Annotated in this window: 18 protein-coding genes and 2 pseudogenes; 9 read left to right on the top strand and 11 right to left on the bottom strand. The window is 62.9% G+C overall.

The genetic code is table 11. The features are described from left to right. Positions 1 to 7: 7 nt before the first annotated feature. From TUZN_RS04150 to TUZN_RS04135, 4 genes are read left to right on the top strand one after another with little or no spacing between them, the layout of a single operon-like run. A complete protein-coding gene (locus TUZN_RS04150; RefSeq protein WP_013679687.1) occupies positions 8 to 718 on the top strand; it encodes an ABC transporter ATP-binding protein in 711 nt (236 codons plus the stop codon). Further along, a complete protein-coding gene (locus TUZN_RS04145) occupies positions 718 to 2,202 on the top strand; it encodes a hypothetical protein (RefSeq protein ID WP_013679686.1) in 1,485 nt (494 codons plus the stop codon). The genes TUZN_RS04150 and TUZN_RS04145 overlap by 1 nt, the downstream gene beginning before the upstream one ends. After that, complete coding sequence (locus TUZN_RS04140) at positions 2,195 to 3,697, top strand: hypothetical protein (protein ID WP_013679685.1); 1,503 nt, start codon at positions 2,195 to 2,197, stop codon at positions 3,695 to 3,697. Before TUZN_RS04145 ends, TUZN_RS04140 begins: the two co-directional genes overlap by 8 nt. Positions 3,698 to 3,730: 33 nt before the next feature. Then, positions 3,731 to 4,849, top strand: coding sequence for an MFS transporter (locus tag TUZN_RS04135; protein WP_013679684.1), 1,119 nt, complete (start codon positions 3,731 to 3,733; stop codon positions 4,847 to 4,849). A gap of 148 nt (positions 4,850 to 4,997) precedes the next feature. Here the strand turns inward: TUZN_RS04135 and TUZN_RS04130 are convergent, their stop codons facing one another. The 4 genes and pseudogenes from TUZN_RS04130 to TUZN_RS04115 form a co-directional block, all read right to left on the bottom strand. Continuing rightward, positions 4,998 to 5,258: a nucleotidyltransferase domain-containing protein gene (locus TUZN_RS04130; RefSeq protein ID WP_237698284.1), complete on the bottom strand. Its 261-nt coding sequence runs from the start codon at positions 5,256 to 5,258 to the stop codon at positions 4,998 to 5,000. Positions 5,259 to 5,326: 68 nt separating this feature from the next. Further along, positions 5,327 to 5,548 (bottom strand): annotated as a pseudogene (locus tag TUZN_RS11455) (HEPN domain-containing protein); the annotation flags it as partial. Between the two features lie 153 nt (positions 5,549 to 5,701). Then, positions 5,702 to 6,556 (bottom strand): NAD(P)-dependent oxidoreductase, encoded by an 855-nt coding sequence (locus tag TUZN_RS04120; protein ID WP_013679681.1) that lies wholly within the window; start codon positions 6,554 to 6,556, stop codon positions 5,702 to 5,704. Positions 6,557 to 6,803: 247 nt separating this feature from the next. Continuing rightward, positions 6,804 to 7,331 carry a PaREP1 family protein gene (locus TUZN_RS04115; protein ID WP_013679680.1) on the bottom strand — a complete coding sequence of 176 codons (528 nt, stop codon included), beginning with the start codon at positions 7,329 to 7,331 and terminating at the stop codon, positions 6,804 to 6,806. A 350-nt stretch (positions 7,332 to 7,681) separates the two neighbouring features. Between TUZN_RS04115 and TUZN_RS04110 the strand changes: the two genes are divergently transcribed. Beyond that, positions 7,682 to 9,178, top strand: a complete 1,497-nt coding sequence (locus tag TUZN_RS04110) for a hypothetical protein (protein ID WP_013679679.1) — start codon at positions 7,682 to 7,684, stop codon at positions 9,176 to 9,178. A gap of 436 nt (positions 9,179 to 9,614) precedes the next feature. Here TUZN_RS04110 and TUZN_RS04105 read toward each other — a convergent pair whose 3' ends face one another. After that, entirely contained in the window at positions 9,615 to 10,151 is a 537-nt protein-coding gene (locus TUZN_RS04105) for a hypothetical protein (protein ID WP_013679677.1), read from the bottom strand. Positions 10,152 to 10,213: 62 nt separating this feature from the next. Here TUZN_RS04105 and TUZN_RS04100 point away from each other — a divergent pair, with 62 nt between their 5' ends. Continuing rightward, positions 10,214 to 10,792, top strand: a complete 579-nt coding sequence (locus TUZN_RS04100) for a thymidine kinase (protein ID WP_013679676.1) — start codon at positions 10,214 to 10,216, stop codon at positions 10,790 to 10,792. Between the two features lie 418 nt (positions 10,793 to 11,210). Here the strand turns inward: TUZN_RS04100 and TUZN_RS04095 are convergent, their stop codons facing one another. The 4 genes and pseudogenes from TUZN_RS04095 to TUZN_RS04080 form a co-directional block, all read right to left on the bottom strand. After that, entirely contained in the window at positions 11,211 to 11,702 is a 492-nt protein-coding gene (locus tag TUZN_RS04095; RefSeq protein WP_013679675.1) for a PaREP1 family protein, read from the bottom strand. Positions 11,703 to 11,860: 158 nt separating this feature from the next. Continuing rightward, positions 11,861 to 12,418 (bottom strand): annotated as a pseudogene (locus TUZN_RS04090) (extracellular solute-binding protein); the annotation flags it as partial. A 327-nt stretch (positions 12,419 to 12,745) separates the two neighbouring features. Next, positions 12,746 to 13,669: an aldo/keto reductase gene (locus TUZN_RS04085; RefSeq protein WP_013679672.1), complete on the bottom strand. Its 924-nt coding sequence runs from the start codon at positions 13,667 to 13,669 to the stop codon at positions 12,746 to 12,748. A gap of 16 nt (positions 13,670 to 13,685) precedes the next feature. After that, positions 13,686 to 15,383, bottom strand: coding sequence for a ferrous iron transporter B (locus TUZN_RS04080; RefSeq protein ID WP_013679671.1), 1,698 nt, complete (start codon positions 15,381 to 15,383; stop codon positions 13,686 to 13,688). Between the two features lie 244 nt (positions 15,384 to 15,627). Between TUZN_RS04080 and TUZN_RS04075 the strand changes: the two genes are divergently transcribed. Further along, on the top strand, positions 15,628 to 15,966 hold the full coding sequence (locus TUZN_RS04075) for a MazG nucleotide pyrophosphohydrolase domain-containing protein (RefSeq protein WP_013679670.1): 339 nt from the start codon (positions 15,628 to 15,630) through the stop codon (positions 15,964 to 15,966). 42 nt (positions 15,967 to 16,008) lie between these two features. Continuing rightward, positions 16,009 to 17,175, top strand: a complete 1,167-nt coding sequence (locus TUZN_RS04070; protein WP_013679669.1) for an ATP-binding protein — start codon at positions 16,009 to 16,011, stop codon at positions 17,173 to 17,175. On the opposite strand, the gene TUZN_RS04065 is transcribed toward TUZN_RS04070, so the two are convergent. Together TUZN_RS04065 and TUZN_RS04060 are read right to left on the bottom strand one after the other, a co-directional pair. Then, positions 17,172 to 18,707 carry a phospholipase C gene (locus TUZN_RS04065; RefSeq protein WP_013679668.1) on the bottom strand — a complete coding sequence of 512 codons (1,536 nt, stop codon included), beginning with the start codon at positions 18,705 to 18,707 and terminating at the stop codon, positions 17,172 to 17,174. The two genes, TUZN_RS04070 and TUZN_RS04065, sit on opposite strands and share 4 nt — an antisense overlap. Further along, positions 18,707 to 19,240 carry a nicotinamide-nucleotide adenylyltransferase gene (locus TUZN_RS04060; protein WP_052886075.1) on the bottom strand — a complete coding sequence of 178 codons (534 nt, stop codon included), beginning with the start codon at positions 19,238 to 19,240 and terminating at the stop codon, positions 18,707 to 18,709. The genes TUZN_RS04065 and TUZN_RS04060 overlap by 1 nt, the downstream gene beginning before the upstream one ends. A 132-nt stretch (positions 19,241 to 19,372) precedes the next feature. Between TUZN_RS04060 and TUZN_RS04055 the strand changes: the two genes are divergently transcribed. Beyond that, positions 19,373 to 20,542, top strand: a complete 1,170-nt coding sequence (locus TUZN_RS04055) for an ArsR/SmtB family transcription factor (protein ID WP_013679666.1) — start codon at positions 19,373 to 19,375, stop codon at positions 20,540 to 20,542. Positions 20,543 to 20,557: the final 15 nt, after the last annotated feature.

Here is a 20,557-nt window from a genome sequence, read left to right as displayed (position 1 = left end):
TCCTGCCGTGTGTATATCCGCCGAGGGCCTCAAGAAGAGGTACGGCAAGACCGTGGCCCTGGACGGAGTGTCGTTCGAGGTGCCTTGCGGCGGCGCGGCGGCCCTCCTGGGCCCCAACGGGGCTGGGAAGTCCACCACTTTAAGGATCTTGGCCGGCCTCCTCAAGCCCGACGAGGGGTCGGCCAAGGTCTGCGGATACGACGTCCAGCGCCGGCCCAAGGAGGCCAAGGCCTGTATGGGCTTCCTGCCCGAAGACGCCGTGCCTTTCCTCAACTTGACGGTGAGGGAGAACCTCGAGTACGTCGCGGCGCTCCGCGGAATAGACGACTCGGCCGTAGACTGGGCCATCAAGGCCCTGGGCCTCGAGGAGGTCGAGGGCAAGCTGGCCTCTTCGCTCTCGCGCGGCAATAGGCAGAGGCTGGCCCTCGCGCTGGCGATATTCCACAAGCCTAAGGTCCTTCTGCTCGACGAGCCGCTCAACTACCTCGACATACCTGCCCAGGAGTCCGTGATAAAGATGCTCAAGGAGATGAACGCCGCAGGGACCGCCCTGCTCGTGTCCACCCACATAATGGCGATAGCCGAGAGGCTGGCGAGGGACGTCTTCGTGATAAACAGAGGGAGGATAGTCTGGCGCGGCACCATGGAGGAGCTCAAGGCCATGGCGCAAGACGCCGGCGAGAGGATAGAGGAGGTCGTCGCGAGGCTCATGCGTTGATGCGGGCCGGCAGGACTTGGAGGGTTTTCAGGCTCTACGTCAAGCAGCTCTACAGCAAGTGGTTCCTCGGGATCTTCGCGGCGTATTTCGTTGCAATGGCCGCGCTCATTGCGGCCGGCAGAGGGCCCGCAGCATACGCGGCGGTCACGACATCGCTGGCGGTCTTGACCTTGTCGCTGATCTTCATAACAGTGCCGAGCTCCATGGCCATATACAAGTCCGAGGTAGACTTCGCCCTCGCCGCGCCCGTGGATCCCCTTGAGATATACCTCCTGAAGGCCGTCGCGCTGGCGCTTCCCTACCTCTTCCTCTTCGCGGCGTATACGGCCCCCCTGCTCCGCCCCGACCCGTACGGCCTGGCCGTGTACGCGGCGGCTCTCTTGTTCAACACGGCATTCTTCGCCCTAACGGCGACGGCCGCCAGCCTGGCCCCGCTGAGGCTTAAGATCGCCTACGGGATCTCCGCCGGCGTTGCGGCCGCGTTGTTATTGGCGAGGCCGGAGCTCTCGCCTCTCTACGGACTCGTCGAGCCATCGCCGATATACGTTGCCTATTCGGGCGCGCTGGCCGCCGCGGCCTTTCTAGCCGCCCCGCGCAGAATTCTGGCCGATATAGCGACGAATGCCTACGGGGTTCTCGGACTCCCGGGAGAGCCCGCCATCCGTAGATCCCCCTCGGTCGTGTACGGGGTACGGATAGGGCCCACGCCTTGGAGGGCTGTCTGGGCCACCTCGGTCAACGCGTCGTTTAGATATAGGTTGAATACGCCCCAGGGCGGCTTCGTGGCTCTGAGGAGGGTGAACGTGTTCAGGATCGTTCTGCCCATGTCGGCCGGCGGCGCCGCCGCGTACTACATAGCCGCGTATTTCATACACGAGCCCGACATACTTCTCACGTATACCCTAATGTCGTTCTACATGCTTTCCCTCTACTCCTTCTCCTCAGCGGGGTTCACCCTCGCCTTGGAGAGGCTCTGGCTCAGCGTCGTCTCCGAGCCGGCGGCCTACTTCAAGCTCAGGATGCGCGCAAGGGCTGTCGTTGTGGCGATGGCCCTCGCGCCATGGGCCGCCGCCTATGCTCTAGAGTCGTCGTTCTTCCCGCCCGCGATCTACCTAGCCCCCGCCGTGGCCTCAGCCGCCTTGACTCTGCCAGCCGCGAGCTGGCTGGCCTCAGGCTACTCCAAGATACCACAAGTCAGGGAGCTGGGCCTCACGGCGGCGCCCTTCAAGGTGACTCTACGCAACGCCTTGATCGGGGCCTTGGCGATCGCTTTCTTCGCCGTGTTGGCCACGCCCTTCGGGCTCGCCGTTGCGGCGTCGCGCCTCGTAGTCCTCGCGCCGGTGTTCTACCTAGCCGCCGACGTAGCGGCCGCCATCCTGCTGGCGCTGTCGGCCTTATTCTTCTACCTCACAGCCGTCTCGCCGAAGGCCTCCGCCGTGTGGGACCGCTTCGTCAACTATCTCTCCGAAAACGGCTATGTCTAGGCCGGGCGGGCGGTGGAGGAGGGCTTGGCGGAAGTACTACCTATATTTCAAACAGTCCGCCGGCCGGGGCTCCATCGCCTCCATCGTCTTCCTCGTCGCGTTGGCCGTCTTCGTGTATAGGGGAGGGGCCGGGATAGGCCCAGCGGCCGCCGTCCAGCTACTGGGCTTTCTAATGGCGCTGGCGGCTCTGTCCTCCGCCATAGGCGGGAGATTCGTCGTATCTAAGTCCGAGATAGACTTCTACTTCGCCGCCCCCATAAGCCCGTGGGAGTACCTCCTCATGAGGGCGGCCGTAATGGGTCTGGGCTTCGCCTTGGTGCTTGCCTCCTTCACTTTCTCCTTCACGACGCTCTCCAACGCGCCTTGGTACGCCCTGGCGCTCTTGGCCAACTCGGCCTCCCTTGCGCTGGCAGTCGCAGGCGCCCCCCTCCTTCCCTGGAAGGCCAGGTCGCTCTATCTGGCCTACTTCGCGGCGGCCGCGGCCCTGTCCTTCGTCGACCCTCCGCTGTCGCCTCTCTACGGACTCGTCGAGCCATCGCCGATATACGCGGCGTATTCGGCCGCGCTGGCCGCCGCTATGGCCGTCGTGATGCCCCGTAAATACGTGGAGGAGCTGGCGACCAACGCCTACGGGCTTTTCGGGAGGCCCTCGGAGCTGATGCCGCCGTATCCTCGACGGATGGCGGAGGCCGTCATGATGGGCCGGCCCAAGCTGGGCAGAACGCCGTGGGAGGTCGTCTGGGCAACGACGGCCCTCGGCGCCAGAGTCAAGACGGTCAAAACGCCCTACGGCTCCGTCGAGGTGCTTCAGCGCATAAACGCCTTGAAGCTGGGGGTATACATCTCGGCGGCCACTGCGGCTCTGTACTACGCCGCGACCCTATTTATCAACGACGAGATAGGTCTAGCCATCGCCGCGGGCTTTGTCTACTACATAATACAGTTCCTTATAGCCAGCTTCTCTATTGGGGCAGTCGCCGGGGAGCGGCTCTGGCTCAGCCTCTCCGCGGATCCCTACGCCTACTTTAGATACAGATCGTTGGCGAGAGCGGCGTCGGCCGCGGCTGTGCTCGCGCCTTGGATAGCCGCCTACGCTGTGCAGAGCCTCCGTTTCGGGCCCTCGCTGTATCTGGCGGCAGGCCTGGCGTCGGCCGTGTTCCTTTACCCGCTCGTGGGCTGGATCGCCGCCGCGTATATCGGCGTGCCGCAGATCAGAGAGCTGGGGCTTCCGCAGAGGCAACAGACCCTTTCGTTGAAGGCGACACTCATCGGCGCCGCCGGGCTCGCGTACGTGGCCGCCACGATGGCGCCCTTCGCCATGGCGGTGGCCGCGTCCGGACTTCCGCAACTGTCCGCCGCCTTGTTGCTGGCCGCGGATGTCTGGACCGGCGCGCTTCTGGCGCTCTCAGCCGCGTCGCTCGCCGTGGCGGTTGCGGCGGGCGCGCCTCTCTGGAATTGGGTCGCCGACAAGCTGGCCGAGGAGGGCTACGTCTAGAGGAAATCGAAAAATATACGGGTAGGTTGGGGAATGGGCCCAAGAAAGGCCGCCTTGGTGGCGCTCGCCTCGGCCTCCTTCTTCATGAGCTACTTCTCCCGCCTCGCCTGGAGCATAGCGTCGGCCTACTCCGACTTGCGGCCGACTGTCTACCAAAACGGCGTAGTCTTCGCCCTGTTCTTTGCAGGATACGTGGCGGTCCAAATACCGGCGGGCGTGTTGTCCGACAAGATAGGCCCCGCCCGCGTCGCCTCGGCCGCGTTGCTCGGCCTAGCTGGCGCCTCCGCGCTCTCGGGGCTGGCGCCCGACATGGAGGTCGAATACGCCGCGAGCCTCGCCATGGGGCTAGCCGCGGGGTGGATATACCCGGCCACCGTCAAGCTCCTCAGCTCTGAGTTCCGCGGCGGCGAGTTGCCCGTCGCCATGGGCTACTACAGCCTTGCCTGGCCTCTCTCCGTCGTCCTCTCCGGCCTGGCCCTCCCGGCGGTCAGCATATCGCTGGGGTGGAGGTGGGACTACTACATAATAGCGGCGGCCTCCGCCGCCCTGGCGCTGGCGTATGTGCCCCTGCGCGTATCCGCCGTAGTCGGCGCGGGGCAAGCCAGGCGGCCCTCGCTCGGCAACGGCGTGGCCGTCGTGAGCGCGGCTGGATTCCTATTCTTCGCCGCGTACTGGACGGTGACGCTGTACGCGTATAAGTACTTCCTGGACATAGGCCTCAACGACTACTACGCTGGCCTCGCCTACTCCATGACGGCGCTTCTCGGCATTCCCGCGACCGTTGCGGCCGGGTACGTCATAAGGAGGCTGGGCGTCAAGAGGACGCTCGTGGCGTTCGAGGGGATCTACGGCGCGCTCGTCGCCGCCCTCGCCGCGGGCCCCGCCACAGTGTTCCCCGTCGCCGCGGCTATGGGCTTCGTGAGGTTCGTCATAACGCCCGCCAACTCCACGGCGGTCTCCAAGATCGGCGGCGAGTCGGCCGGAAGCGCCGCCGGCACGGCCAACTTGTTCTGGCAATTGAGCGGGGCGGTGGCGCCGCCGATAGCCTCGGCGATAGTCGCAACAATCGGCTTTAAGGCGCTCTGGATATTTGCGGGGGCCCTCTCCGCGGCATCTGCCGCGATATACCAAGCCCTCCTCGACGTCGAGTAACAGGCCGGGCGCCTTCGACCACCGCCGGCAGGTCACGCCGCGGGGCGTATTTGCCGCGGCAGACCGCGCCGATAGAGGGCCGGGCAACGGCCGAGGATTCGGCGACGCGCCGCTCTGCGCGGGCACAAGCCCGTCGCCTCCCTACGACCTATATCTCCACGAAGGCGTCCATAAACTGGAGGTACCACCCGAACTGCTCCGGCGAGACCACGTGAAGCTCCACCGGCGAGTAGGGGCTGAGGACGCCGCCGAGCTCGGCCCTCATGCGTATGCGCCCCTCCTCTGTGGAGGCGAGGCGCGTCACCACCAGCACGTCGACGTCGCTGTCGGGCCTCGGACTCCCCTGCGCGAAGCTCCCGAAGACGTAGAGGCGGGCATCCGGGTCGAGCTCTCTGGCCCGCGCCTTCAGCCTCTCTAGAGCGGCCCAGAGCCTCTCCAGCTCCTCGGCCCTCCTCGTCCAGAGCCGTCTGAAGAGCTCTATAGATATGACAGAGCGCGGAGCGCCCTCTCTACCTCCCGGTAGGCCCGCCGCGCGCTCTCCTGCGAGTAGCGCACGGGGAGGTACCGCGAGCCTATATAGGCGTCTTCGAGGAGGTCGACCACCACGGGATCCAGCGGGATCTGGACGCCGACCTCCGCCAACAGGAGCTTGAGGCTGTGCGTCTTGGGGAAGTCCCCGTACTTTTCGTAGATCTTGTACTTAAGGCAGAGCTACAACGCCTGCTCTATGTGGAAGAGGGCGAGGTTGTACTCGCCGGCCTCCAACATGGCCTCGGCCGCGCGCCAGAACGACCTCTCTAGGAGAAAGCCCACGGACCCGCCGAGGCGGGATATTAAATAGTTGCGGAGGGCTCAATACGCCTTGCCCAAGGCGTGTATGCCCAGCTCTCCGAGGCCCTTCTCCACCATCTTCTTGTAGAGCTCCAGCGCGAGCGCCGAGGCAGGGAGCGAGAGGCTCTTCCTGTTGGCTATCTCCATGGCGTAGGCCAGATCCTTCTTGAGGTGGGCCGCCTTGAACCCCGGCGAGAGGTCGCCCTTGAGGAGCTTGGGCAGATACAGCTCTATGGAGCCCGACCTGGCCGCCCCCACCGTCAAGAGCCTCGCCACCTTGTCGATATCCAGCCCGAGAGCCTCGGCGAGCCTCAGCCCCTCGACCATGGCTATTGTGTTGAGGGCTATGACCACCTGGTTCACGAGCTTCATGGCCTGGCCGTAGCCCACAGGCCCCGCGTAGATAACCTCCTTCGCGAAGGCCTTAAACACGGGGAGGAGCCGCTGGAAGAGATCCTCCCGGCCCCCCACCATGACGGTGAGAGTCCCCTCCTCCGCCCCCTTCTGGCCGCCCGTGACAGGTGCGTCGAGGAAGTCTATCCCGCGCGCCGCCAGGCGCTCGGCGAAGTTCCTGGCCCAATCGGGCGAGTTCGTCGACATGTCGACGACGACGAGGCCGGGCCTAGCCCCCTCCACCACGCCGCCGGGCCCGAAGAGGACTTGCTCCACGTCGGGCGCGTCGGACACCATCTCGATCACCACGTCGACCCTCTTCGCGAGGTCGGCGGGCGACTCGGCGACGTAGACCCCCAGCTTCCCGAAGGGCTCGGCCTTGGCCCTAGTCCTGTTGTAGACGGCCGCCAAGAAGCCGGCCTTGTGGAGGTGCCTCGCCATAGGCCCTCCCATGATCCCCAAGCCGATAAACCCGACCTTCATGCCCCAGACACCGGTGAGGATATAAAAACGCACCGCCCCGCTCAAGAGGCCGGCGCGGTGCCTGGATAGATAGGCGTCGCGGCGATAGAGCCTATACAGCTGATACAGAGAAGCCCGGCTGGTGACGGACAGAACAACGGCGGTGTTGGCGCCCCACTCGTTCCACTCCCCTGCCTAAGCCGCCTATACAGTTTTCACAGCTACGGCATCAAGTCGTGGCCGGCAATCTACGAGGACTAGTCCAAATTTATTTACAGATATTGACGTATATCTTTTTAAGATCTTCTGAACGCATCGCCAGATATCCCGTCAAGACGCAGATAAGCCTAGCCGCCGTCGAGTCGTCCGGCACGTTAGAAATCACGGCCTCGGGGTCGGGGCCGTTGTATTGATACCTATGTAGCTCCAGCGCGAGAAATGTGTTTTTCAACACCTCCTCGCCGAACCGCCGCGACAGCAAAGCCGCGACCTCGGCCATCCTCGTAGTCGGCATCACGGCGATTACCACATCGACGTCCTCGACCTCCTCCACCTCCTCCCCCTTACGCAACCTAACGACGCCGGGAAACCTAGCCTTCAGCATATCCCTCCCCTCCACTGCCAGAGCCGCCAGATACGCCTTCCAGCACTGAAAAGCCTTGCCGGCGGCGTTTCTCACCAAGCCCTCGGAGAGAAACTCCAACGCCAGCCTACACTCGATCTCCGCCTCCCTCATACGCGCCTCCCTATACCGCCCAGGGTCTCTCCAAGGCTTAGCCAATACTGGGAACTCCACAGTGCCGTTGTTGCCTCCTCTTATAACTTTATTACCCCAAAGACGCGCCTAACAACTGGCACCTTTCCCTCTCGCAGAACGTCGTATACGTCTATATGGCTGGGCGACTGTACCTAGAGATTTAGATCCGCCAAGCCCTTGGCTGCCGGCGCATCCTGCCTGCGACGGGGTGGCTGTACGTCGCCCTCTGCGGAGCGCCGGGCGCTTAAGCGGCTCGAGAGCCGGCGTCGCCAGCAACCGCCTGGCGATAGGCCGCCGCGCCAAGCAACCCGCCGTAAATACGTCAGTTATCGAAGTCATTTCTTCTTTAAAAGTCGAACGTTAAAAAATGCCCGTCACTACTTGCAGTCGTGGTGAACGATAAGATAAAAGCGGCGATAGGGATGTTGATACTAATAGCGTACGTCGGATCTGTCCCGCAGGTTCTGGCGTGGTGCGTAATCCCAAATGGATCTGCGGCTGGCGGGGCGGCCACCGGTGCCGGAGCCGCCGGCGCTACAACGAGAGCGCAAATGGCCAGCGACTTAACAGCCGCCGCACTAATATTGTTCGGGCTCGGTTGGGCGGGGCTCGTAGCTGGGGTTGCGAAAATGGCGCAGGAGAAGGGGTCCCTCCTAAAAGTTTTTGACTTTTATACATATCTATCGCTCCTATCTAATCCTCCTCTATTGTCTGTAGCAGCCGTTATGTACCTAGTCGTGGTTCCGATAAGGGAGTATCTGATCAGGGGAGGCCCCACTCTATATTCTCTTCTTCTATCTTCCTATCTAGCTATGTTATTATATATGCTAACATATCTTTTGGTTTCTTTAATATTGTATAAAATCTTAGTAAGGAGATATCCGCGTAAAGAGATCGTGGATGGAGTAGCCGTAATTTATGTCGATAGGCCCTTGTTGACATCGGCCACGATGATAATAGGCCGGCCTATCGTCTTCATCGCCCCGCGGCATAGGAACAACGCCGTCGTCCTAATGCATGAACTAGGCCACGCGAGGTCTAGGTTTTTGTACTTCGTCGCAACCGCCTTCCAGGCCCTCCTTTTCGCGATGATTGGAGCCATGCTTGCTAATTACGGAAAGCTGTACTTTAACCAAGCTTTTTTCTGGGCGTTAGGCTTCGCCCTCTCGGCTTTCCTGATGTACGCCGTTCACTTCACCGACGAGCTCTACGCCGAGGCGTTCGCAGTGAGGCGCCTCGGCGAAAAGGCCGTGGAGGAGAGGGCGAGGAGCCTCGTAGAGGTAATGCAAAGGGAGTTCTCCGGAAGGGGCAAGTTCGCAACGGCTGTTGTGAGAGCCGTCCTCGGCCTGCTGTATCCATCGCTTCCCGCGGATCTCGAAGAGGCGAAGAGATATTTGAGATCCCTTGCCGACGACTGGACGAGGCCTGCCGGAGCGCTTAGGTTCGCCGCCCCTTGGCTCCCGGCCTTTGCTGGGAGCTTGACTTATTCACTGGGACTTCTCCTTAACATATCAAATATGAGAGTTTTATTGTTAAACTTTGTCTCATTAATTCTATTGGGTCTAGCTATTGCATTCCTCCTAGCTCTGATCTTGAAACCTATAGTGGCGAGGTATTCCTCGGTCGATCCCTTTAAGATATCGCTTTGGCTCTCCTCGGCATATCTAGCCACTGTCTCGCTCCCTATGCCGGGCGTCGTCTTTATAGGTCCTCCCTTCCTCGCGGCCTCCCTAGCGCTTGCCTTTATTACGTTGTTCTTGAGCTCAAGAATCGCCACAGAAGACGACAAGAAGGCCTCGTTGCTATCCCTAATAGCATTCTCGATACTCCTAGCGGCATCTTTCCTTGTAGGCCTCGTCGCAATGTGGCGCCTCGGCCTCCTCTAATCTGCGGCCTCTACTACCCCCCGGCGCACAGTATCGTCGTATTCGCGCTCTCGGCATATATAAAGCGTTATGCGGCCTTGTTCGCGATAGCCGTCATAGCCCTTTTGATCGCTGTCTTGTTGCCCGCGGAAGTTTTGCCGGGATGCTTCGCGTTCGCGCCGATTGAAATATCGACATCCTCGCAAATAAGGCGAGATTAAGGCCGGCTTGATCGCGCTGACAGTCGCCGCGCTACTGGAAGGATACGCAATAGCTGTGGGCGCCGAGTCGAGGATATGCTCGGCCGGACAGGATCGGCGCGATCTCCTGACGAGTCCGCGGCCGCCTTCACCAGACCTGTCCCCGCACCGCTCCTCCCGGCCTTCGCGGCGCCGTGCCTCGCACGGCTGGGAGAGCTCTCGCCTCGTTCTCAGCGTCCTTAGCGCTCGGCAGATGGCTAACGCCGCGCGTATATCTCGGCGTATCTGTAGAGCTGCTCCACGTCGGCCTTCAGCTGGGCTAGGTTCTCGTCGAGCTCCTTGATCTTGGGCTTTATCTCCTCTTCCCACACCCTTAAAATCCTCGGCGGGGCCCTCCTGGCGAGCTGGGCGGCCCTCACGGCGGCCGCTATCTCGAGAGGCCTCAACTCCCACGGCAGCCTCTCGGCCTCCGCGCGCCTCGCCTGTAGGAACCTCTCCCCCATCTCCACGGCCTGGAGGTGGTGGGCGAATAGGTGCAGGAGGGACGGGAGGGAAGACCTGTAGCTTATCCTTATGAGGCCGGGCTCGTAGACCCCGGCTATCCCTCTACAGAGCCCGCCGGGCTGGCCTCCGCACTCGTCGAGGGGCACCGCGACGGCGGCTACTCTGGGCTTCGGCACGTCGAGCTGCTCGGCGAGCGCCTCCACTATCCCCTCCGCGCCGCTGGCTATGTCCTCCAGCGGCTTGAGGACTAGCTGATCCAGAGCCTTGAGGGCCCTCCCAACGGGGTCCATATAATGCCGTATTCCCGTAAATAAATCAATGCAGTCCCTATAAAGGCGGAGGCCGGCAGTCAGTGTTGGTCGCAATAGTGGGGCCCATGTTCGCCGGGAAGACCACGGAGCTCATCAGGAGAGTGGAGAGGCAGATAATCGCCGGGAGGTCCGCCGCTGTCTTCAAGCCGTCTATAGACTCGCGCTACGACGCCCTCTCGGTGGCCGCCCACAACGGGCTGAGGCTGAAGGCCTTCGTGGTGCCGCCCGACGAGTCAGGAGTCGCAGCAATAGCCGAGGAGGGCGAGAGGTACGACGTGGTCGCCGTCGACGAGGTTCAGTTCTTCCCGCCGTCTCTCGCAGAGGCTCTCGACCGGCTCGCCTACGGGAGGCTCGTCATCGCGGCCGGGCTGAACCTCGACTACCGGGGAGAGCCCTTCGAGACCACCATGAGGATTATGGCCTACGCCGACAAGGTCGTCTCCCTGACCGCTGTGTGCAAGGTCTGCGGGCGGCCGGCCACCAGGACCCAGAGGCTTATCGGCGGCAGGCCGGCCCCGGCGGACGGCCCCCGCATACTCGTGGGCGGCGGCGAGACCTACGAGGCCAGATGCAGGAGACACCACATCGTCCCCGGCCGCACTGCGGGAGGCGGCAGATAGGCCCGCGGACCTGCGGCGCCTCGCCCGACGCGAGCGGCCTCCGCCCCGGCGCTCTCATCGCGACCGCTGTGCCTCTCTCAGCCAGCCCCTCCACGCGCTTAGGGCGGCTCCGCGATCTGTGAAATCGGCCGAGAACTCCCTCGCCTACTTCACCTCTCACAGAGCGGCCTCTCGGTTTCGAGTATCGGGTATCGTCCACTGCGCGTCGTGGTTTGGGGACCGCCGAGATTTATTTACCTCAAAGATAATACTCGTGGAGACACTACTATCTTCCTCATCAACTCGCCCGCATCGACAGCTCTTCTAGACCAGCAACCACAGCTTTCGACTAAGACGGCTATATCGTACAAATACCGAGCTACTCTATACAGAGGGCATTACGAGATGTGAACCCATATACAAGAGCCGTAGCGGGGCGCTACGTCTTAATTCTCTGGAGCACTTCTCTACACCTGGCCAAGAAAAGCTTGAGATCTTCCACCGCCAGCTCTAGGGAGGTGTACCTGCTGAGCAGAGCCTCTCTATCCACGCCGTTGTACTGAAATTCGTGGAGATTTAAGGCGAGGTCTGTTAGAGACACCACGTCGAAGTCTACTACGTCTCTGAGCCTCTGAGCAACCTCCCGCAATTTACTAGACGGCATGTAGGCTATTAGCCAATCCACCCTGGCCACCGCCTGGCCGTCGCGCGTCCTGACAGCTCCGGGGTAGTGCCTAGCCAACGCCTCTCTGTGTACAGCCGCCAGCGCCGCCATCAGCGACTTCCAAGCCTGAAACGCCTTGCCAGCCGCATTTCTGTACATCTCCTCTCTAGTAAACTTCTCAGCAAGCTCGAGCTCGTACCTCGCCTCCTCAAGCCTAATCTCCACATACCTCCCCAAATCCCTCCAAGGGTGGACTAGCAGAGTCACAGATGAGAAGGCCTCCCCTTTTAAAAATCCTTAAAGTGGCCAATGATGGTGCCAGAAAGCGTAGGAGAAGATAGGCTAGCGGCCGCTTGAGAAGTAGAGCTGTAGGTGGCCGAATTGCGGGAGGCGCGGTTCTGGTCACGGTCGGCGTGGCTGTGGGACTAGGAGTTCACCCACGAGGTGGTCTTTGGATGCCCCGCCTTATTGGCTGGATAGGCGATTAGCTTAAGGGCCTCAACCGCCTCGTTGCTGTCCAGCACCGGGGCGACTCTGCCCCTTGGGTCGAACATGGCGCCGCCGAGGCTTAACAGCACGGTGAGGTAGACGTCCGACGTAATTCCGCCGGGGTAGTTGCCAGACCGGCCGCATGTCCTGGGCGCTATTTTCTGCTGGACCGTCTCGGCTATTCTCACCACGTCGTCCCAGCTCTTGGGCGGGTTCTCCCCCACCGACTCGATCACGGCCCTGTTGTAGAACAAGAAGTTGAAGTTGCCGGTGATGGGCACCGCGTAGAGCTCCCCCTTGTAGTAGCCCAACTGGGCAATTAGGTCCGGCGCCCCCGAGAGATCCGTCTTGCCGATCGGCGACAGCCAGCCGTTTGTGTAGAAGGTATACAGCCACGGCTCGTCGAAGTACATCACGTCGTACTCCCTAGAGTTATTCCTCATAGCCAGCAGAGCCGTTTGGTAAGTTTCGGCGTAGCCCTTAGGTGTGTATCTGAACTTGACATTTAGCTACCTCCTCGCCGCGGCTCTCACCAGCTCGGCCAGGTGGGGCGCCGCGCGTCTCGGTCCCTCCACCGCCGCCTCCAGATAGCCGTTTCGGCGAGATGCCGTAGCGTCTAAGCGCGCAGGCGCTTGTGCCCAGCAGATCGGCCACCTTCGTGTATTGAGATGGCCTAGTTATTGAAACGCGGCGGTGAGGGCGCCGGTCGCGGAGATTCGGCGTGTAAATTCGCCAGACGTCTTGCCTGGCGTCGTACTGCGGAGGATATATCTCTGCAGGCGGTCGCAACGCGGCGGGAGGCTCCGCCTAGGCGCCGCGGCTTAAGCCAGCTCTCTCCCGTGCCTCCTCCACAGCTCGGCGAGGGCCTCCAGGTGGTGCTCCGGGAGCGGCTTGCCGTCGCTGGCCTCTGCGTACTCCTCAAGCTCCTCCACCGAGGTCGCCGTGACTAGGACAGACGTGACGGGGAACGAGAGGACGAACTTGAGGGCGTATTGGCCCAGCGTCAGCCCGAGCTCTCTGGCCAGCGGAGCTACCTCCCTCTCGGCGATTTCCCTAGCCCTCCTCAGCCACTCGGCGCGCCTCAACGAGCGGTGGTCGCCTTGGGGAAACGACGGCTTGAACCTATCCGTCAACACCTCGCTCGCGTGGGGGACCCGCGCCAGGAGCATCCTCCCCCGCCCCTCCTCTATCAAGATCCTCCCGGGCTCCTGCTCCAGTATGTTGAAGACGAACATTATGGAGTCGTAGCCGGCCCTAAGAGCCGTCCTCCCCTCCTCCAGAACCTGCACCTCCGGCCCCAGCGCGGCGCCCACATATCTGGCCCACACCCCCCTCATCTTGAGGAAATACGCGGCCGCCCTCTCCACCTCCTCCCTCGGCGGGTTGTGGAGCTGGACGAGGTCGGGCCTCCTGCCCAGCCTCTCCGCGGACCTCCTCAAGGCCGCCTCCAAATACTCGGCGTCGTAGCGGCGCGTAGGCCTCTCCGGGCTCGAGTAGAAGTCGTACCCCACCTTCGTCGCGACGTAGACGCCGTCTCTCCCGGCCAGAAGCTCGCCGAGAAGCTCCTCCGACTTCCCCCTGCCGTAGACGTCGGCGGTGTCGAAGAAGTTTATGCCGAGGTCCAAGGCCCTCTCCACAAGCCTCTTAGCCCCGTCCCTGCCCAACTCGCCGTACATGCCGCCGAGCACCCAAGCGCCGAACCCTATCTCCGACACTCTCAAGTCGCCGTACTGTCTATACCTCACGCACTTCCCGAATCGCCTAAATATAGATCAACGCCGAGGCCGCCGCGTACACCGCGTAGGCCGCCGCCAAGGCCACGGCGAGCTGGACCGCCAAGGAGAGGGCGGTCAGCCTCCAGCCGACTAGCTTGACCATGGCCCCCACAGTGGCGACGCACGCGGAGTAGACGGCCATAAACGCCATGAGGGCGAGCGCGGCGGGGATCGACAGACTGGGCAGAAGAGAGTCGGCGCCGAGGGCGACCATGAAGCCCCACACCACCTCCTTGAAGATATACCCCGCTATCAACGACGTCGATATCTGCCAGGGAATGCCCGCGGGCGCGAGGAGGGCGCCGAAGGCTCTCCCGGCCTCGGCGAGCCAGCTCTCCGAGATATCCGAGACGAAGCCCGACGGCCCGAAGTGCGTGAGGGGCCACACAACTGCGGGGAACAGCGCTATCAAGAGGCCTGCCTTGACTAGGAAGTCCTTGAAGCCCGCCCACACCTTCAACGCGTATATCCTCAAGTTGGGGACCATGAGAGGCGTCGGCGGGAGCCCCTCCACGCGGGGGACCACGCCGAAGGCCTTTCTGTAGATCAGCGAGGCGGCCAAGACGGCGAGGGCGGCGACGGCGTACGGGACGAAGACCGCGAGAGGCACCAGATAGGGCTTGGCCGAAAAGACGGCGGCGGACACCGCCACGAAGAGGGAGAGCCTGGCGGCGCACGGCACGTAGGGCACCAGAAGGGCGGACATGAGCCTGTTGCCCCTCCCCCACATAACCCTCACGGTGGAGAGCGCCGGCACGTTGCACGCCGAGGCGATCATCAGACAGAGAATCCCCCGGCCGGGGACGCCGAGGGAGACCATCTTGGCCTCCAGCATTCTGCCGAGCAGCCCTATGACGCCGGTCTCCTCGTAGAGCACCACGAGCGACAGAGCAATGAGCATGTATGGCAGGAAGCCCACAAGCGCCGACACGCCCAGCCACAGCCCGTCGGCCAGAAACGACGCAAGCGCCGGCGGCAACCCGGCCGACGCTATTGCGTCCGACACGCCGTCGAGCGCCGGCTCTATATACGAGAGGATGCCCGGCCAAGGCCCGGCCCCCTCTAAGGCGACGAAGAGGGCGAGGACTGTGGCTACCGACAGCGCGAGGACGGCGGCGAACGCCAGGGACGGGCGCGAGAACAAGGCCCCGGCCAGCTTGGCGGAGGGCCTCACCGGTATCTCCAAGGCCTTCACGGGAGTCGGCCCGGCCGGAGCCCAGCTGGCCAGAAAACGCCGGAGCTGGAGGACCCCGAGGCCCTTCACGGCAGATGTGTAGAAGACGGGGATCCCCATCTTCGCCGACAGCTCCTCGGAGGGCATCTCCGGAGCGCCGAGATCGACCATGTTTACTACAAGGACGACGGGCCGGCTCCTGCCTATGTGCTCGGCGAGAGCCAGCGCCTCCTTGATCGCGTGGGGCGCGCCGACCACCACAACGCCGTCGTAGGGCCCCTCGAGCGCCTCCCGCAGAGCCAGCGCCTCGTCCTCGTCCTTGGGGCTCTGGGGGTTGAAGACGCCTGGGAGGTCCACAAGCTCCACCTCCGTCCCTCTGATCTTCCCCACGTTCATCTCCAAGGTCTTTCCGGGGTAGTTGGCCGTCTTGACGTAGCGCCCGGTCAAGGCGTAGAACAACGTCGACTTCCCGACGTTGGGCGGGCCGACGAACGCTATCCTCCTCGCCACGTGTCTATTAACACTGTTACTATAAAAAGCTTATTTATCGGATAATCTATCGAAAACAATTTTAACACAGTAAATAGTTCTCTCTAAAGCGGGCTTCGCTATCCGGCGACTGCGCTAACTGGTAAATCGGGCTTGTGCAAGCTCACCCGGCCTCTCTAGGCCAATAAATCGCATTACGCGTTCTCCGTTATTTCTCAGCCCAGTTTTACGAGTAGGCGTTATAGCTACGGCATCAGCCGGACACGTGGATCTCAAAAAGCTCGTGGAGATACAGACCGAGTTTTCGCGGAGGAAGTTCCCCCGGTTTTGGGAAATCGGCGACGAGCGGGATCTGGCCCTCCGCCTGGAGTACTTAACGAACGCCTTGGCGGGGGAGGTGGGCGAGGCGGCTAATCTGGTGAAGAAAGTCGTCAGGAGCACGGTTTACGGCCACGGCGACTTGAGGCTGGAGGACGTGCGGCGGGATGTGGAGGAGGAGATAACGGACGTCTTCATCTACGTCCTCACAATAGCGGGGCTTCTGGGGATGGACCTCGAGAAGGCCTACTTCGAGAAGCTGGAGAAGAACGAGAGGAGGTTCTAGCCGTCACTAAACTTTTTAGACTAGTCTATTTGGACTAGTCTGATGAGACTAATTAAACGGAGGGAGTGCGCCGCGCTCTCCAAGCTCTCCGGCTGGGTTCTGCTGTACGGCAGGCGCAAGGTCGGGAAGACCACCTTGGTCAAGAACTGCGTCCGCCACGACGTCTACGTGTTGGTTGGCCAAGGCGGCGGCGCCGCGGTGTTGGGCGGCGAGCTGGTGCCGGTGGAGTCGGCCCTTAGAGAGGTCGGCGCAACTCTGCGGCGGGGCGGCGTGGCCGTGGTGGACGAGTTCCAGCGCCTCCCCGCGAGGTTTTGGGATCTTCTGGCCAGCTGGGCGCCCAACGGGGTGCTCGTGGCCAGCGGCTCCAGCCACGGCGTCCTCGGCAAGGTCTTCGACCGCTCGAGCCCCCTCTTGGGCCTCTTCGCGCCTTTCCACGTCGACATCATAGCCTACAGCGACATCTTGCCCCAGGTCGGGGATCCCGTCCTCTCCATGTTGTGGAGAGATCCCTGGCTGATACCGCATATCGGGAGCGCCGAGGAGTTGAGGGCTAGGGCGCGGGACCTCGCGCTGGCCGCGAGAGGGCTTGTGGGCGAAGTCTTCGCAGAGGAGGATAGGGAGTTGACCGAGATCTACTGGAGGGCCATCTTGCTCGTCGCGGCGGGGTACTGGAAGAGCTCCGACGTGGCCGGGGCGCTCGGGCTGAGGGGCGGCCTCGCCTCGGCCTCGTCGATTTTGGCGCGGCTCGCCAAGATGGGCGTGTTGAGGGCGATCCCCACGCTGGGGAGAGAGCGGTACTACGCTGTCAGATCGCCGGCCCTGTCTCTGATCCTCTACGCCGAGGCCAAATACAACGTGAGCGATCTGGGCTCGACCCCGCCGGAGCTCCCTCTGGGGAGGGAGGCCCAGTTCACCGTCGGCGAGATGCTGGCCGAGCACTTCGGCGCCACGCAGAGGTACTCGCCCCGCGAGGACGTAGACGTGGTCTTGACCAGGGGGAGGAGGCGTATATGGGCCTTCGAGGTCAAGATGGGCCCGTTCACCGCGGGCGAGGCGAGGGAGGCCGCGTCCAGGCTGAGGAAGGTGGCAGAAAAGGCCGGGCTCGTCAGCCTAGCGGAGACTCCGCCGGACGTCGCCGACCTCTCTCTAGGGCCTCGCGAGCTCGTCGAGATGGCGAGGGATATCGCCAGGAGGTACGGCGTGGTCTAGCCGCGCCGGAGCCTTCTGGCTGTCCGGCCCAGCGTCCACAAGGCGAGGCCGCCCAGCGCCAGGCCGGAGACGGCGACGTAGTACTGCGCGATGAATTGGTACATGGGCCAGGCGTAGTAGATATAGGCCGAGAGCGGCGCCTCGACCGCCGAGATGGCCGCGGCGGCGTAGGCGAGAGGCCTCCTCCGCGAGACGGCCCAGGCGGCGGTGAGGGCCAGCAAGGCGGCTGTGAGCCACGGCAACGCGTCTAGGCCGGGAGCTCTGTAGACGTCGGCGTAGGTGGCGTATTTCGGCACGGCGGCTATATAGCCGTAGTGGACTGGGTACTGGAGGGGCAACGGATAGGTCCAGTTGGACGGCTCGAGCGGGGGCCGCGGCGGCGCGGAGAAATTAAAGGCGTCTAGGAGGCCTTGCAGGTCGCTGTTGGCGACCTCGGGCGTCAGATAGGGCAGGCCCCAGTTGTAGTCTATGAAGGCGAGGATGGTGTAGTCGCTCATAGTGTGGTTGTCCACGTAGCCCTCCTTGGCGTACGGCGAGACTATTATGAGGGGCACTCTCTGGCCCAGCCCGAAGGGGTCCACGGCGGGCGGCGCCACTTGGTCGTAGAAGCCCCCGCCCTCGTCGAAGGTTATGAAGACGGCTGTGGAGTTCCAGCAAGGGCTACGCTCTATCGCCTCCACGAGCCTCAAGACAGCGAGGGCGCCGGCAGTCGCGTTGTGCGGCGGGTGCATGTCGTACTCGTCGCTGGAACCGCCGAAGAACATGACCCAGGAGACCGCCGGTATGGAGCAGTTGCCGAGCCTCGCCAGAAAGTCGCCGTAGTCCCCGTAGTGGCCCACGTACCTCTCGGCGCCGGAGAAGGCCGTGAGGGGGTACGGCACCCCTCCCCGGTAGCCGTAGACGTAGTAGCCCCAAGACACGCCGGCTTTCTCGAGCTGGTACATCACAGACTGCTCGAACGGCACGACGCCGACTGCGCTGTCTGTGTAGAAGCCGGGCGGCCTCCCGATGAGGTCCGCCACTCTGTTGGGATCCGTGAGGCCCAAGACGGGGGCGAAAAACGCGTCGGCCAGGACGTACTCCTCGGCGAGATCCCAGAGAGGCCAGACCTGTTGGTAGGAGAGGTATTCGAGAGACTGGGGGCCGGAGTAGAAGACGAAGCCCACAGGCTCGCCGAACCAGTAGTCGCCGTGGTACTGCGCCCAGCCCTCGGTGGGGTTCTCCTCGACCGCCGACCCCGCGTAGCGGGGGTGTCTCTGGCCCAGCCAAGGAGCCCAGGGGATCTCCGGCACCGATATCCACGGAATCTCGGCGCAGCTATGCTCAAGCTGGCTGTAGTTGTCGTATAGGCCGTAGGGCCACATGACGGAGAGCGTTATGTTGTTCACGATGGGGGGACAGCCGAAGGGGTAGAGGCCGAAGAGGTTGTCGAACGCCCTATTCTCCTCGACCACTATCACGACATGCGATATGGGCGTCGCCGTCGCGAGGGCCAGCGCGGCCAAGGCCAGAAGCGCGGGGACGGCCCTCATCACCACATGTGGGGCTCCGCCTCTCCCCCAGCCGCTATCCTCAACCTCTCGACCCCGCCTATCGTCTTCACTATCTCGGCGACGGACCTCGGCACGAGCTCCTCCCACCTCGGGTCGCCGGCCAGCATAAGCTCGCGGACGCGCGTGGAGACGTAGCGATCCCTCTCGAACATGGGCTGTTGCCTCACCTCGTACCCCGCGTCTCTGAACAGCTTGGCCACGAAGGGGTTGCCTGTGTAGACCACCTCGAAGGGCGGCGCGTAGGACCGCACGCGGCCCAGCCACTCCAGGTTGTTCTCCACGTTGGGTATGGGGATTATGATCACTCTGGACAGATCGACGCCCCCCTCCCTCAACCCCTCCCTCAACATCCAGATCCTCTCGCCGGCGGTGAAGGGGTCCTTGAGTATGTAGTTGAACTGCGCCGATCCCACAGACACGACGACCTCGTCGACCTCCTCCAATATCGCCTTCACGGCCTTGACGTGGCCCCAATGCGGCGGCTGGAACCTGCCCGGAAACAACGCGCGCATGTAGATACGTAAAGGCGCGTTTATATACTTCGCGCCTTTGTCTATTCCTCTCGACAAAAGGCCGGCGCCTCGACCCGGCGATGTCCAGCCTACTTTACGGAAAAGCTCTTTTCCCTCCGCGTTCCTCCTCCCATGGACATCTTTGAGGCCCTCGCGAATCCCATAAGGCGCAGGATACTGGAGCTGTTGGCCGACAGGCCGCGCCTCTACTCGGAGCTGATGGACGCGCTGTCGGTGGACAGCCCCACGCTGGCCTTCCACCTAAAGAGGCTCGACGGCCTCGTGGAGAAGGACGAGAGGGGCTTCTACAGGCTGACCCAGATGGGGGCCAAGGCGCTTGAGGTGGTCAGATCGCTCCAGGCGGAGGGCGGCGGGCAGGCGAAGGGGCCCGAGCCGCCTCTAGTCCTCGAAGACAGAATAGCCGTCAAGATAAATAAAGAGCTCTTGGAGTACGTCAAGAGGCAGGGCAGGAAGCTTGTGGTACAGGACTCGGCGATAGTCGAGATAGCCGACGACGTGGATCCCGGGCTCTTCATGGACGTCGTCGAGTCCATTAGAGAGGTGGCGCTCGTCAAGGCGCCCAAGGGCCTTAGGCCGTACGTGGAGCTGAAGGCCAACGACGTCGGCCTAATCGGCGAGGGGGGACTGGCGCATCTGCTGACGGAGGGGGTGAGCATCTTGGGGTCGGTGCTCCGGCTGGGGGCCTTCAAGGGAATTCGGAAAGCCAAGAAGGTGGTCTACGACGGGCCGTTCGCCCACGGCAGATCGCTCGCCGTCGAGGCGGAGGAGTCCAAGATCGAGATAAGGCCTGGGGCCGGCCGGGCGAGAGCCCTGTGCGGAGACGAGGAGGACTTCGAGATAGGGCCCGGCCGCGTCGAGGCTGACGGATGCGAGGTCGTCCTGGAGGTGGGAGAGCTCGACGAGCTCAAGATAGTGGTCGAGGGAGGCAAGGCGGAGGTCGAGGGGGTCCAATTCGGCAAGGCAGACCTAGACGTGGAGGGTGGCGTCGTCGAGCTCAAGGCGGAGCTGGGCAGGTCGGAGATCGCGGCGGATGTGGAGGGGGGCCTCCTCTCGGCAGAGCTCGGCTATAGGCCCTTCGAGGGCGAGGCGTCGGTGGGCTTGAAGGTGTCGGGCGGGATGGCCAAAATAGCCCTCAAGTTGCCCGAAGAGGTCGGCCTCCTGACGTCGAGCAACTCGGCGGGAGGCTACGTCAAGTTGCCCCAGAACAAGCCGGGCGGCAAGGGGGTGGTGAAGGTGAGCGTGGACGCCTTCGGGGGGTTCGTCGAGGTTACGACGCAGTGATCAAAGGCGGTGACG

Origin of the sequence: Thermoproteus uzoniensis 768-20, from assembly GCF_000193375.1 — an archaeon.
GTDB classification, from domain to species: domain Archaea; phylum Thermoproteota; class Thermoprotei; order Thermoproteales; family Thermoproteaceae; genus Thermoproteus; species Thermoproteus uzoniensis_A.
The sequence above is the reverse complement of the archived record's forward strand: the minus strand, read 5'-3'. Positions and strand labels throughout refer to the sequence as shown.